12 protein-coding genes are annotated in these 14062 nt (G+C 36.5%); 5 read left to right on the top strand and 7 right to left on the bottom strand.

Translation table 11 applies throughout. The annotated features are described in order from the left end of the window. Positions 1–33: 33 nt before the first annotated feature. The 7 genes from groL to miaB form a co-directional block, all read right to left on the bottom strand. The gene (gene groL / locus D778_RS04510; protein ID WP_007648090.1) at positions 34–1665 is read right to left on the bottom strand and encodes a chaperonin GroEL; all 1632 of its coding nucleotides are present in this window, start codon (positions 1663–1665) and stop codon (positions 34–36) included. 120 nt (positions 1666–1785) lie between these two features. Further along, the gene (locus tag D778_RS04515) at positions 1786–2061 is read right to left on the bottom strand and encodes a co-chaperone GroES (RefSeq protein WP_007648092.1); all 276 of its coding nucleotides are present in this window, start codon (positions 2059–2061) and stop codon (positions 1786–1788) included. Positions 2062–2206: 145 nt separating this feature from the next. Then, entirely contained in the window at positions 2207–2563 is a 357-nt protein-coding gene (gene secG / locus D778_RS04520) for a preprotein translocase subunit SecG (protein WP_007648094.1), read from the bottom strand. Between the two features lie 2 nt (positions 2564–2565). Next, on the bottom strand, positions 2566–3507 hold the full coding sequence (locus D778_RS04525; protein WP_007648096.1) for a hypothetical protein: 942 nt from the start codon (positions 3505–3507) through the stop codon (positions 2566–2568). A 4-nt stretch (positions 3508–3511) separates the two neighbouring features. Continuing rightward, positions 3512–4018: an LptE family protein gene (locus tag D778_RS04530; protein ID WP_007648098.1), complete on the bottom strand. Its 507-nt coding sequence runs from the start codon at positions 4016–4018 to the stop codon at positions 3512–3514. 99 nt (positions 4019–4117) lie between these two features. Then, positions 4118–5371 carry a sigma-54 interaction domain-containing protein gene (locus D778_RS04535; protein ID WP_007648100.1) on the bottom strand — a complete coding sequence of 418 codons (1254 nt, stop codon included), beginning with the start codon at positions 5369–5371 and terminating at the stop codon, positions 4118–4120. Between the two features lie 132 nt (positions 5372–5503). Continuing rightward, positions 5504–6949, bottom strand: coding sequence for a tRNA (N6-isopentenyl adenosine(37)-C2)-methylthiotransferase MiaB (gene miaB / locus D778_RS04540; RefSeq protein ID WP_007648103.1), 1446 nt, complete (start codon positions 6947–6949; stop codon positions 5504–5506). A gap of 165 nt (positions 6950–7114) precedes the next feature. Between miaB and D778_RS04545 the strand changes: the two genes are divergently transcribed. The 5 genes from D778_RS04545 to porK all read left to right on the top strand — a co-directional run bounded on the left by D778_RS04545 (position 7115) and on the right by porK (position 14023). Further along, positions 7115–7882, top strand: coding sequence for a hypothetical protein (locus D778_RS04545; RefSeq protein WP_007648106.1), 768 nt, complete (start codon positions 7115–7117; stop codon positions 7880–7882). 18 nt (positions 7883–7900) lie between these two features. Next, positions 7901–8644, top strand: a complete 744-nt coding sequence (locus tag D778_RS04550; RefSeq protein ID WP_007648107.1) for a hypothetical protein — start codon at positions 7901–7903, stop codon at positions 8642–8644. A gap of 148 nt (positions 8645–8792) precedes the next feature. Then, positions 8793–11297: a type I DNA topoisomerase gene (gene topA, locus D778_RS04555; protein ID WP_007648109.1), complete on the top strand. Its 2505-nt coding sequence runs from the start codon at positions 8793–8795 to the stop codon at positions 11295–11297. Positions 11298–11326: 29 nt separating this feature from the next. Next, a complete protein-coding gene (locus tag D778_RS04560) occupies positions 11327–12493 on the top strand; it encodes a formimidoylglutamase (protein ID WP_007648111.1) in 1167 nt (388 codons plus the stop codon). 168 nt (positions 12494–12661) lie between these two features. Beyond that, entirely contained in the window at positions 12662–14023 is a 1362-nt protein-coding gene (porK, locus tag D778_RS04565) for a T9SS ring complex lipoprotein PorK/GldK (RefSeq protein WP_051052634.1), read from the top strand. Positions 14024–14062 lie beyond the last annotated feature (39 nt).

A 14062-nucleotide genomic window follows, 5' to 3' on the forward strand; every position in this document is an offset into this window, starting at 1 on the left:
TTTTGATTGTAATTTTAAAATCGTAATTTTCAATTACATCATGCCAGGCATGCCACCTCCACCCATTGGAGGCATAGCAGGAGCATCTTCTTTAATATCAATTAAGGCACATTCTGTAGTTAAAATCATTCCAGCAACAGAAGCTGCATTTTCCAGTGCAATACGTGTTACCTTTTTAGGATCGATGATTCCAGCTTTCAACATGTCTACATAGGCTTCAGATTTGGCATCGTAACCAAAAGCGCCTTTGCCTTCCATAACTTTGGCGACAACCACACTTCCTTCACCACCAGCATTGGAAACAATGGTTCTTAAAGGAGCTTCTATGGCTCTTGCTACAATTTGGATACCTGTTACCTCGTCTAAATTCTCAGTGGTAATTTTTTCCAAAACAGTTTTTGCCCTTACCAAAGCGACACCTCCACCAGCAACAATACCTTCTTCTACGGCTGCTCTGGTTGCATGTAAAGCGTCGTCCACTCTGTCTTTTTTCTCTTTCATTTCCACCTCGCTGGCAGCACCAACATAAAGTACGGCAACTCCTCCAGCTAATTTAGCTAAACGTTCTTGAAGCTTTTCTTTATCGTAATCGCTTGTAGTGGTTTCAATTTGTGTTTTAATTTGGTTGACTCTTGCTTTGATATCTGCAGCTTTTCCAGAGCCGTTAACAATGGTTGTATTGTCTTTGTCAATGGTAATGGTTTCAGCAGTACCAAGCATGCTTAAATCGGCATTTTCAAGAGAAAATCCTCTTTCTTCTGAAATAACCACACCACCTGTTAAGATAGCGATGTCTTCTAACATGGCTTTACGTCTGTCTCCAAATCCAGGAGCTTTTACAGCTGCAATTTTTAATCCACCACGTAATTTGTTGACCACTAAAGTAGCTAAGGCTTGGCCTTCCACATCTTCAGCAATAATCAATAGTGGACGGCCAGATTGTGCAACTGGTTCCAAGATTGGAAGAATCTCCTGTAAATTGGAAATCTTTTTGTCGAACAATAAAATGTACGGATTTTCCAAATCGGCAATCATTTTATCAGCATCAGTCACAAAGTAAGGGGAAAGATATCCTCTATCAAATTGCATTCCCTCAACCACATCTACATATGTGTCTGTTCCTTTGGCTTCTTCAACGGTAATCACACCTTCCTTGCCAACTTTATCGAAAGCTTTGGCTATTAAATCTCCAATTGTATCGTCGTTGTTTGCAGAAATAGATGCAACCTGTTTTATCTTTTCAGATGAATTGCCAACTTGTTTTGCTTGTTTTTCCAGATCTTTTGTAATAGCTTCAACAGCTTTGTCAATACCACGTTTTAGATCCATGGGATTGGCTCCAGCGGCCACGTTTTTCAAACCTTCTTTTACAATGGCTTGTGCTAAAACGGTTGCAGTAGTGGTTCCATCTCCAGCCAAATCGTTGGTTTTGGAAGCTACTTCTTTAACCATTTGAGCTCCCATGTTTTCAAGCTCGTTATCCAACTCCACTTCTTTAGCAACAGTTACTCCATCTTTGGTAACTTGAGGAGCGCCAAAACTTTTGCTAATAATAACGTTTCTACCTTTTGGTCCTAAGGTTACTTTTACTGCATTTGCCAATGCGTCCACACCACGTTTTAAACCGTCGCGTGCTTCTATATCAAATTTTATGTCTTTTGCCATAATAAAAAATTTTAATTAAAATTTTTAACCTCAAAATTTAAATACAAACTCCCAAAAAGGATTTTCTGTAATTCAATGCGAGGTCATTGGAATTTGTTTTTTTGTTTTTGGAATTTGCAATTAAATAATTGCTAAAATGTCGCTTTCGCGCATCATTAGGTAATCTTTACCTTCAAGTTTAAGTTCGGTTCCAGAGTATTTTCCGTAAAGAACGGTATCTCCAACTTTAACGGTCATTGGTTCATCTTTCGTGCCTTTACCAATAGCCATAACTTTGCCTTGTTGAGGTTTTTCTTTGGCATTATCAGGAATGATAATTCCGGAAGCAGTTTTTGTTTCAGCTGCTACAGGTTCAATAAGAACGCGATCTGCTAAAGGTTTAATGTTTAAACTCATATTTATATTTTTTAAAGTTAATGTTAACGCTTTAGCGTTATGCTAAAAATGTGCCAATAGAAGCAGACTGACAAATTTTCATTTAAAAAAAAATGCCAACTTAAACAGCTGGCATTTTCATGTTTTTTTGTTTGAAACAATGATGTTATTCTGAAGCTGGTTCAGTTTCAGCATTGTTTGTAGGAGCAGGAGCAGCTGGTGTTGCTGGAACAACAGGTTGTGTGGTTGCTTCCGTGTCCAAAGCTTTAGAATCTACTGTTCCCGAACCTCTGTTTATGGCTACATTGGAAAGTAAGATTAATGCCAACATTAAGGTAGCCAAGGTCCAAGTACTTTTGTCTAAAAAGTCGGTTGTCTTTTTTACACCACCAAGTTGTTGTGTGCCACCACCTCCAAAAGAAGAAGATAATCCACCACCTTTAGGGTTTTGCACCATGATAACCACTACTAGTAAAAAGGCTACAACTACAATTAGTGCTAAAAATATTGTAAACGTACTCATTGTTATTTATTGTTTTGTTCTTGTAATTTTTTAATTGCTTTAATTTGGTCTGCAAAGAAACCACTTTTTTCTGGATATTTCAAACTTAAAATGTTGTAAGATTGAATTGCTTTTTTGTAGTTTTTTTGCTCCAGATAAATTCTAGCTAAAGTTTCGGTCATCAGGGATTCGGGTTGAATCATCTGTTCTTCGGCAAGATTGGCGTTATTGCTAGTGTATTGCTGTGGTTTTAGCCTAGGGTTTTTAGAGATGAACTTATCTATTAAATCGAATTTTTTATCTCTAGTGTTTTGACTTTTATTGGGATTTGTTGTTGTTTTTTCTGCTTCTATGTCTTCAGTATTTGATCTTTCAATGGGTTTAAAGCGAGTCAGTTTCAACCATTCGTTAAAGGAATGGGTTTCAGACTGGTCAAACTGTAAAGGTTTCCCCAATTGCAATATGGTGTCTGGCGATGCTGTTTTGGCTGGAGTTTCCTGTTGTGTAACGTTTGCCGTTTCTTTGCTTTCTTGCAATTTAAAATTAGCATGTTCTTTTTTTGGTTGAAACAAATCAGGATCCAAAACCCCTGTTGTGTCTTTTATTTGTTGTTTTAAGGTATCGTCTATGGAAACACTTTTGTTTACCGAAATATCTTCAACTTCTACAGGAATGTCTTTTAAATGTGCTGTGTTTTGTTTTATGAACTGCGAAATTTCATTTTGAAGAAATTCTTCCGAAGTTATAAAATCGAATAAAATGCTTCTATCTGAGGTGTAGGCTGCTGTTGTTTTTAATTCTTGGTTGTATTTAAAGCTTTCTTTGTTTTTTAATCCTTTAAGGTATAAGGCTCTAGCAGATTGAAAATATGGAAACTCTTCTGTAATGGCTTGTAAAGCCAAAGTGTTTTCGGCTGTTATGCTTTTTGGGCTTTGAAGGATTTCTATAAAATCTTTTTGATTCATCTGGTTACCACTTTGCTAGGGTTGCATTAAAAATATCTTGTGTAAGCCTTTCAAAAATTTCTTCAATGGCTGTTACTTTTTGCGCACCAACAAGGTTGGCATCGCCTGCATAATCATAGAAAAAGGAAAAGCGTTGTTCCATGTTGTCCTCTTCATTTTTCTTGTTGTAAAAGCGCACATTTACAGAAATGGTTAACTTGTTTTGTGCGGCTGTATTATCTGCTTGAGCAGTAGTTGGTGAGATTCTGTATTCGGTTATTTCACCTTCGTATACCAAATCGCCATTGGAAGTTACCAGTTCCAGATTGGTCTGGTTTAACAATAAGTCTTGCAAGGCAAGGGTAAACTGTCTGTCCAGTCCTGGTTCCACCAAAATGGCATTATTTTGAAAATAATTGACCTGAAAGGTTTTGGTACTGGCAGGAATGGAGGCTCCTGTAAACGAATATGCGCCACAACCCAAGATGGTAAGGGAGATTAAGACTAAAAGGGTTATTTTAAATAATTTCATTGTAACATTTAATTTCAATTGCACTTTGATTCCACTTTTGTTTTTGTGTGGGTGGATAGTTGTGCTTGGTGTGACAGTTTTTATAAACAAACAACCTTTTTACAGGTCATATTGCTTGATTTTTCTGTATAAGGTACGTTCGCTTATTCCTAGTTCTGCAGCTGCCAATTTGCGTTTGCCATCATGGCGTTCCAAGGATTTTTTAATGAGTTCCAGTTCTTTATCATGTAAAGATAGGGTTTCCTCTTCTTCAATCTCTTCAGCAAAATGATATTTATCCTGAGATTCTGGAGCAGGTTCAAAATTCTCTGGGGATTTTTCAGCAATGGACAGCACTTCCAGATCTTCAATGGTGGCATCTTCTTCCTCGCCATATATTTTTTGAATCAGGCCTTCATTCTGTTTTTGAACATCTTTTACATTACCACTTTTCATAAGTTCCATGGTTAATTTCTTTAAGTCGTTCAAATCACTTTTCATATCGAACAGGACTTTGTACAATATTTCTCGTTCATTACTAAAATCACTTTCGGATTTTGAGGTGTTTATAATGGCTGGTAAATTACTCCCTTCGTTAGGCAAATAGCCTTGAAGCGTTGCAGCACTAATGGTTCTGTTTTGTTCTAAAACAGAAATTTGTTCGGCTACATTTCGCAATTGTCTAATGTTTCCACTCCATCGGTATTTTAACAAGGCCACTACGGCTTCGTCTGTTAATTTAATGGTTGGCATTTTATACTTCAAGGCAAAGTCGCTTGCAAATTTCCTGAACAACAAATGGATGTCGTCTTTTCTGTCCCTAAGTGGAGGCAGATGGATTTCTACAGTGCTTAATCTATAATACAAATCCTCACGGAACTTTTCTTTTTTAATGGCATCAAACATGTTCACATTTGTAGCTGCCACTATACGCACATTGGTTTTTTGAACTTGGCTGGAACCTACTTTAATAAATTCGCCATTTTCCAGGACACGTAATAAACGCACTTGGGTTGTAAGAGGGAGTTCGCCAACTTCATCAAGAAAAATGGTGCCTCCATCAGCGACTTCAAAATATCCAGATCGTGTTTGGGTGGCTCCTGTAAATGCGCCTTTTTCATGACCAAAAAGTTCACTGTCTATAGTGCCTTCTGGAATGGCTCCACAATTAACTGCAATATATTTGCCGTGTTTTCTATGTGATAATTGATGAATGATTTTTGGAATACTTTCTTTACCAACACCAGATTCCCCTGTAACCAAAACAGAGATATCTGTAGGTGCTACTTGTATGGCTTTTTCTATGGCACGATTAAGTTTGGCATCGTTGCCAATTATTCCAAATCGTTGTTTTGTTGCTTGAATGGATTCCATATTAATTTCCTGCGAAAGCAGGAATCTTAGTTTTAATGTTAATGTTTAGTCTTCTTTTCTCGAGCAGCTATCTATAGATAGACATGCAATTATGAGGTTTGAACAAGGTTACGGCTAAATGCAACCCTATGTTTATTGATTGTCCGAAAGTCCGATGGCTTCCCCAATAAGGGTTGCGCTTGTGCAATCGGTTATTTTTACTTTTACTAAATCGCCAATGATATATTGGGCTTTTGGAAAAACAGCTACACTATTTTGGGAGGTTCTTCCAGACCATTCTTTATTGGATTTTTTAGATTCTTTTTCAATAAGTACTTCTACAACTGTATTTAAATATTGTTTTGTTCTAATTTCACTATGCTCACGTTGTAACTGAACTATTTCTGCCAAACGACGTTTTTTTACATCTTCAGGCACATCGTCTTCCATTTTGCGCTCAGCCAGAGTCCCAGGTCTTTCTGAATAGGTAAACATGTACCCGAAATTGTATTTTACATAGTCCATTAAACTTAAGGTGTCTTGATGGTCTTGTTCAGTTTCTGTAGGAAAGCCAGCTATTAAATCATGACTGATGGCACAGTCTGGAATAAGGCGCTTTATGTTGTCTATTAATTGAAAATATTCCTCACGAGTATGTAAACGGTTCATGGCCTTTAAAATTCGGTTGCTGCCACTTTGTACTGGTAAGTGAATGTGTTTGCAGATGTTGTGGTGTTTTGCCATGGTTTCAATAACGTCCAGGGTTAAATCCTGTGGATTAGAAGTTGAGAAACGAATGCGCATATGTGGTTGTGCTTTGGCACACATATCCAACAAATTGGCAAAATTGACTGCTGTTGCTTTTTGGATGTCGCTTGCTTTATCAAAATCTTTTTTCAAGCCTCCACCATACCAAAGATAGCTGTCTACGTTTTGTCCTAAAAGCGTAATTTCCTTAAACCCTCTGGCCCATAAATCGTTTATTTCTTCTAATATGCTTTGTGGGTCACGGCTTCTTTCCCTGCCACGTGTAAAAGGCACCACGCAAAAGGTGCACATGTTATCGCAGCCACGGGTTATGGATACAAAGGCTGTAACACCATTGCTGTTTAAACGTACAGGAGAAATGTCTCCATAGGTTTCTTCTTTGGAAAGAATAACATTTATGGCATCCCTTCCATCTTCTACTTCAGCGAGCAGGTTGGGTAAATCTTTATAGGCATCTGGGCCTACCACCAAATCCACTATTTTTTCTTCTTCCAGAAATTTGCTTTTTAAGCGTTCTGCCATACAGCCCAAAACACCCACTTTCATTCCAGGGTTAATACGTTTTACGGCATTGTATTTTTCAAGTCTTTTTCTAACGGTTTGTTCTGCTTTATCGCGAATGGAACAAGTGTTTACCAAGACCAAATCGGCATCTTCCAGTTTTTGTGTGGTATTATAACCTTGATTGGAAAGAATGGAAGCCACAATTTCACTATCGCTAAAATTCATGGCACAGCCATAACTTTCTATGTAAAGTTTGCGTGTGTTTTGTTCTTTATTTTCTAAAACCAAGCTTTCGCCTTGTTTGCTTTCGTCTATAATCTTTTCCATATTTAAAATAAACACTATTTTAAGTCAATATTCATGCCTGTAAAAATGAAGCAACTGCAAAGATACAATTATTTTAATCAAAGTGACAAAGTGACAGTGTGTTAAAATTTCTGTTTCTAATTGTAAAATTTAATTACTTTTAGGTGCTAACTAAAAATCACGGAAATGACCTACTTGGATGTTGAAGATAAAATTAAAAATGCCAAACCAATTGATTTTGGCAACCTCATAAACGACGTTTTTGAATTGTTCAAAAAAATATGGTTAAAAGGATTCATAACCATTTTATTGATTATGGCTGTGTCTTTAGGAATTATTTTTGTTTTTACCATGATAGGATTGGCGCCTGAAAATGTTACTGCTCAGCAAATGTTAAATTTTGAGGTTTTTTACCAATCATATGTTACTAGTGTAATTTATGGGATTCCACAAACCATTTTGTTAAGTACTTGTATATTGGCTTTTTTAGGGGCTTTTTACAGAATATGTAGACAGGATATAGAAGGAGAAAACAAGGAAGCCGACTATTTTTATTTCTTTAAAAAAGCTTATTTTTCTAAAGTGCTAATGTTGGGAATTATTTACACAGCTATAGCTGTTTTAGCACAACTTATGTTTATTGTACCTTATATTTATGTGTATATTCCACTTTCCTTTTTTTCGGTTGTATTGGCAAATCATCCAGAAATGGGCGAACTGGATATTGTTAAACTTAGCTTTAAACTAGGAAATAAAAAGTGGTTTATTGCTTTTATTGCTATGTTCGTTGCTGGAATTATTGGCATGTTGGGCATCATAGCTTGTGGGATTGGTGTGCTTTTTACCATGTCCATAGTTTATTTGCCTGCTTTTTTAATCTATAAGGAAGCTGTAGGTTTTCAGAATGGCAAAAACATGGTAACTATTGAAAACCAAACCAAAACAAATTTTTAAAACCTAACCAATTGACATATGAATGCACTAAACATTTTATTGGAAAAAATTGACAGATCCAAAACATTGGATTTTGGAGATATATTTAGCAACAGTATTGAGTTGTTTAAAAAAGTCTGGGTTCAAGGACTCATAATGATGCTTTTAATGATGGTAATTTTAATCCCTTTTTATTTAGTGATGTATTTGCCATTTATAGGCATGGGTTTTTTGGATATGGATGCTTATTCTTATAATAATGACATAAGCCCCATTTTAATGATCCCTTTTTTTATCATGATTTTTGTTTTTTCAATAGTGGCCATGGTGCTTTCTTTCGGGATGAAAGCCTCCTTTTACAGAATTTGTAAAATGAAGGATTTAAACGAAGCTGGTTCCGACGATTATTTTTATTATTTAAAGAAACCCTACTTAGGGAAAGTGATTGTTTTGTCTTTAATGACTTTTGGTATTTCGCTTCTGGCAACTTTATTGTGTTTTTTACCTATTATATATGTTATGGTGCCCATTACTTTAATAAATGTCATTTTTGCATTTAATCCAGACTTATCTGCTTCAGATATCATTAAGGCAGGCTTTAGGTTAGGGAACAAAAAGTGGCTTATTACTTTTGGGTTGATTGTTATTTCTGCCATTTTAGCTGAATTGGTTGGGTTGCTCATGTGTTTTGTGGGTATTTTTGTAACAGCATCTTTTTCCTATATTCCAGCTTACTTTGTATACAAAGAGTCTGTAGGTTTTCAAAATCCCAATGACATATAATATAGTAGCAACTTATTTTTTAATGGCCAAATAAGCCAGTTTGCTTAGGATAAAAGCAAAAAAATATCGATAAAATGCTTCCGAATATTTGATTAATTAGGTAGATATATTTTTTTTCACATACATTTGTAGCCTTAAAAAATCAAAAATGGCGAAGAATTTAGTAATTGTTGAGTCACCTGCAAAGGCCAAAACCATAGAGAAATTCCTTGGAAAAGATTTCAAGGTGGAATCTAGTTTTGGTCATATTGCAGATTTGCCTTCAAAAGAATTAGGAGTAGATGTAGATGGAGATTTTAAACCAAAATACGAGGTTTCCAAAGATAAAAAAGCAGTTGTTAAGAAACTTAAGGACTTAGCCCAAAAAGCCGAAATGGTTTGGTTGGCAAGTGATGAGGATCGCGAAGGGGAAGCCATTGCTTGGCATTTGGCAGAATCTTTAAATTTGGATAAAAACAAAACCAAGCGTATTGTTTTTCATGAAATTACAAAATCGGCCATACAAAAAGCCATAGAAAACCCAAGAGGGATTGATTACGATTTGGTAGATGCACAGCAAGCGCGTCGTGTATTGGATAGAATTGTAGGATACGAATTGTCTCCAGTGCTATGGAGAAAAGTAAAAGGAGGCTTGTCTGCTGGACGTGTACAATCCGTTTCAGTAAGATTGATTGTTGAACGCGAACGCGAAATTCAAAACTTCAAACCAGAAGCATCTTACCGAATAGACGCCGAATTTTCCAACGAAGCAGGACAAGCTTTTAAAGCCAAACTGCCTAAGAATTTTTCAACCAAAGAAGAGGCTCAAGCCTTTTTGGAAAAAAATGCCACAGCTCAATTTAAGGTTGCAGAGTTAGAGAAAAAGCCGGCAAAAAAATCGCCTGCAGCACCTTTTACAACCTCCACCTTACAACAGGAAGCCTCCAGAAAGTTGTATTTTTCAGTAAGTAAAACCATGACCTTAGCACAACGTTTGTACGAAGCTGGTTTAATAACCTACATGAGAACAGATAGTGTCAACCTGTCTGATGATGCAAGAAAAGGAGCCCAAGCCGAAATAGAATCTGCGTATGGTTCCAAATTTAGCAAACCTCGCAATTATAAAGGAAAAACCAAAGGCGCACAAGAAGCACACGAGGCTATTAGACCTACAGATTTTTCAGTACATTCTGTTGATATTGATAGAGACCAAGCCAGATTGTACGATTTGATTTGGAAACGTGCCATTGCTTCACAAATGAGCGATGCCAAATTGGAACGCACCACTGTAAAGATTAGCGCTTCAACACATAACGATATATTTACTGCCAATGGCGAGGTTATCACCTTTGAAGGGTTCTTGAAAGTTTACCTGGAAGGTACAGACGACGAAGATTCTGAACAAGAAGGAATGTTGCCAGCCATGAAGACAAACGAAGCTCTTCTTAACAACTACATTACAGCTACAGAACGTTATACGCGTGCTCCATATAGATATACAGAAGCTTCTTTGGTAAAACAATTGGAAGAATTGGGTATTGGACGTCCATCAACCTATGCGCCAACCATTTCTACCATTCAAAACAGGAATTATGTTGAAAAAGGAACTGTGGAAGGTGTAGAACGCAACTATTCGCAGCTAACCTTAAAAAACGGACAAGTAAAAGAAAAGGTGTTAACAGAAAAAGTTGGTTCCGATAAAGGAAAACTGGTGCCAACTGATATTGGGATGATAGTAACAGACTTTTTGGTCAATCACTTCGAACATATCCTGGATTATAATTTTACAGCAAAAGTGGAAGAGGATTTTGATGATATTGCTGAAGGAAAGGTAGACTGGACCAAGATGATGAAAGATTTTTATAAAGATTTTCATCCCACAGTAGAAGATGTGCAAGAGAATGCCGAAAGGGAATCTGGCGAAAGAGTTCTTGGAACAGACCCTAAAACAGGACGTCAAGTAAGTGTACGTTTGGGCAAATTTGGACCTATGGTACAAATTGGTACGGCCGAAGAAGAAGAAAAACCTCAATTTGCCAGCCTCTCTCCAGACCAACAGCTTAATACCATTACCTTTGAAGAAGCCATGGATTTGTTCAAGCTTCCTAAACAATTGGGTACTTATCAAGGAAAAGGCGTAGAGGTTAACAATGGTCGTTTTGGACCCTATGTAAAACATGGTGATAGCTTTGTATCTTTACCGGCAGGAGTAGACCCTTTAAGTGTGGAACTGGATGATGCCATTGTTTTAATTAAAGAAAAACAAAAGGCAGATGCGCCAATTTACACCTACCAAGGCTTGCCTGTTCAAAAAGGAAAAGGCCGTTTTGGACCATTTATAAAATGGAACAACATGTTCATAAACGTGAATAAAAAATACGATTGGGACAACCTTTCTGATAGCGATATTGTTGAATTGATAGAAGATAAAATCCAAAAGGAAAAAGACAAATTAATTCACCATTGGGAAGAAGAAGGCATTCGTGTTGAAAAAGCACGATGGGGAAGGCATAACGTTATTCAAGGTAAAACCAAAATTGAACTCCCAAAAACCGTGGATGTGTCGGACATGACTTTAGAAGAAGCTAAAGCCTTAATAGCAGAAAAAGCGCCTAAGAAAAAAACCACAAAAAAGAAAGCAACCAAAAAGAAAGCTGCTTCCAAAAAGAAATAATTTAACATAAAAGCTATTAGAGTCACCACATGAATTTTAATTTTCTCTCTCCTGTTTCCGATTTGGTACTTGCTCATAACGAGTTATTGTCTCAACAAACTTTAGGGAAAAAAATTAAAATTCATTCCAAACAACATGGTATTCCAGAATTGGATCAGGTGCATTTGGCAATCGTGGGTGTTTTGGAAAACAGAAACGATGTTAATTATATAGGTGAAGAGTTTAGCTTGGATGAGATTAGAAAATCACTGTATTCGTTATTCCCTGGAAACTGGCACAAAACAATTGCCGATTTAGGGGACATCAATAAAGGGGAAACGGTAGAGGATACCTACTTTGCGTTAAAGACCACCATAAACATCCTGGTACAAAAAAACATTATCCCAATTGTTATTGGAGGAAGTCAAGATTTAACCTATGCCAATTATCGTGCTTACGATGCCTTGGCTCCAATGGTCAATATTGTGAACGTGGACTCCAAGTTCGATTTAGGTGATTCTGCCAAACCTATCAAAAACGATAGTTTTGTTGGAAAAATAATTTTAGACAAGCCTTACAATCTGTTTAATTACGCTACTATAGGCTATCAAACCTATTTCAACTCACAGGAAGAAATAGACTTAATGGATAAACTGTATTTTGAATCTTACAGATTGGGTCAGGTATCAAAAGACATTACATTGGTAGAGCCAGTGTTGCGAGATGCCAACATTGTAAGTATCGATTTAAATTCGGTAAAAGCATCGGAAGTGAGTGATAGGCAGAAAACATCTCCAAACGGATTGGATGGCAAGGAAATTTGTGCTATTTCCAGATACGCAGGAATAAGCAACAAAGTATCTTCTATTGGTATTTATGAATACAAACCTTCAAGAGACGATACAGTTACTTCCATGTTGGTGGCACAAATGATCTGGTACTTTATAGAAGGTGTCAATTTCCGTGTCAAGGACGACGACTTTTTAAATGACGAAAGCTACCAGAAATTCATTACCTTGGTAGAAGATCAAGAATTGGTGTTTTATAAAAGTATTAAAACACAACGTTGGTGGATTGAAATTCCTTTTTTATCGGAAATAAATAATAAATTAAAAAGACACACGTTATTACCTTGCATGCACCAAGATTATTTAGATGCTTGTAATAACAAGCTTCCTGAAAGATGGTACAAAGCCTTTCAAAAGAACTGTATATAATGAATATGTTAATTAACGCGTATTTTATCGGTAAAACGCACATTTTTCACGATGAAGCGTAATTTTTTTTAAAAAAAAGTTGTTTTTTTAAAAATATATAGATATGTTTACGCTCTTAAAAATTTTAAGACACAAAATTAAATTATTAACCTCGAGTTTTCTATGGATATGAAGAAGTTTATTTTATTAACCGCAGTTTTAGCATTACTTGTCAGTTGTGGCTCTGGAGACAGAGGTCAATTAGTAGGTGTTAAAGGAAAGAAGTGGCATCCAGAAAAGCCCTATGGTATGGAGTTAGTACCTGGAGGAGCTTTCATTATGGGTAAGGCAGACGATGATCTTGCTGGCATTAACGATGCACCTTCAAAAACAGTTACTGTTAGGTCTTTCTACATGGACGCAACAGAAATTACAAATAGCGAATATCGTCAATTTGTAAACTGGGTAAGAGATTCTACAATTAGAACCAAATTGGCAATTCTTGCTGATGAAATTGGTGAAACTCCTGGAAATGGAGGGATTGGGGAATATGCTTTTAAAGATTCAGATCCAGATAACATGACTGTTTACGAAAAGTACATGTACGATAACTACAGTGGTTTAGGCCCAACGGGTTATGAAGGAAGAAAATTAAATCATGACATTGATTTGATTTTTGACACAGCAGATTATCCAGATGAATACTATGCAGAGGTTATGGATACCATGTATATTCCTATTGAGGAATCTTACAATGGGCAAAGAACTTGGGATGTGACCAAATTCAAGTTTCAATATTCTTACATGGACATAGAAAAAGCAGCCAAAAACAGATCTTTAAAAAGAAAAGATGTGATTGTTAAGGAAGAGGTTGAAATTTATCCAGATACAACTACTTGGATTAGGGATTTTGCGTACTCTTATAACGAGCCAATGCACAACGATTATTTCTGGCACGATGCTTATGGAGATTATCCTGTTGTTGGTGTGTCATGGACTCAAGCCAAAGCATTTTGTCAATGGAGAACCCTATACCACAATGCTTACAGAAAAGAAAGAAAACAACATTTTGTAAACTCTTATAGATTGCCATCGGAAGCAGAATGGGAATATGCTGCAAGAGGAGGTCTTCAAGCAGCAACCTACCCTTGGGGTGGACCATACACTAAAAACGATAGAGGATGCTTTATGGCCAACTTTAAGCCATTAAGAGGAGATTATGCTGCAGATCAAGCCTTATATACTGTAGAAGCAAAATCTTACGAGCCTAACGACTTCAACCTTTACAACATGGCAGGAAACGTTTCGGAATGGGTAAATGCATCTTATGATCCTTCTTCTTACGAATATGTTTCAACCATCAACCCAAGTGTTAATGATGTGAATAACTATCGTAAAGTAGTTCGTGGTGGTTCTTGGAAAGACGTAAAATACTATTTACAAGTAAGTTCAAGAGATTACGAATATGCAGATTCTGCAAGAAGTTACATTGGTTTTAGAACAGTACAAGATTATATGGGAACCGAAGTGACCAAAAACGCAACCAACTAATAAAAAGTAAATAACCAAAATAAATTAATATTAATCTAC

It is taken from the genome of Xanthomarina gelatinilytica (genome assembly GCF_000348685.1).
In the GTDB taxonomy this organism is placed as follows: Bacteria; Bacteroidota; Bacteroidia; order Flavobacteriales; family Flavobacteriaceae; genus Xanthomarina; species Xanthomarina gelatinilytica.

Excerpts from the sequence above, each read along its gene's own strand:
- groL (WP_007648090.1), bottom strand. The coding sequence starts at position 1,665 with ATGGCAAAAGACATAAAATTTGATATAGAAGCACGCGACGGTTTAAAA.
- D778_RS04515 (WP_007648092.1), bottom strand. The coding sequence starts at position 2,061 with ATGAGTTTAAACATTAAACCTTTAGCAGATCGCGTTCTTATTGAACCT.
- secG (WP_007648094.1), bottom strand. The coding sequence starts at position 2,563 with ATGAGTACGTTTACAATATTTTTAGCACTAATTGTAGTTGTAGCCTTT.
- D778_RS04525 (WP_007648096.1), bottom strand. The coding sequence starts at position 3,507 with ATGAATCAAAAAGATTTTATAGAAATCCTTCAAAGCCCAAAAAGCATA.
- D778_RS04530 (WP_007648098.1), bottom strand. The coding sequence starts at position 4,018 with ATGAAATTATTTAAAATAACCCTTTTAGTCTTAATCTCCCTTACCATC.
- D778_RS04535 (WP_007648100.1), bottom strand. The coding sequence starts at position 5,371 with ATGGAATCCATTCAAGCAACAAAACAACGATTTGGAATAATTGGCAAC.
- miaB (WP_007648103.1), bottom strand. The coding sequence starts at position 6,949 with ATGGAAAAGATTATAGACGAAAGCAAACAAGGCGAAAGCTTGGTTTTA.
- D778_RS04545 (WP_007648106.1), top strand. The coding sequence starts at position 7,115 with ATGACCTACTTGGATGTTGAAGATAAAATTAAAAATGCCAAACCAATT.
- D778_RS04550 (WP_007648107.1), top strand. The coding sequence starts at position 7,901 with ATGAATGCACTAAACATTTTATTGGAAAAAATTGACAGATCCAAAACA.
- topA (WP_007648109.1), top strand. The coding sequence starts at position 8,793 with ATGGCGAAGAATTTAGTAATTGTTGAGTCACCTGCAAAGGCCAAAACC.
- D778_RS04560 (WP_007648111.1), top strand. The coding sequence starts at position 11,327 with ATGAATTTTAATTTTCTCTCTCCTGTTTCCGATTTGGTACTTGCTCAT.
- porK (WP_051052634.1), top strand. The coding sequence starts at position 12,662 with ATGAAGAAGTTTATTTTATTAACCGCAGTTTTAGCATTACTTGTCAGT.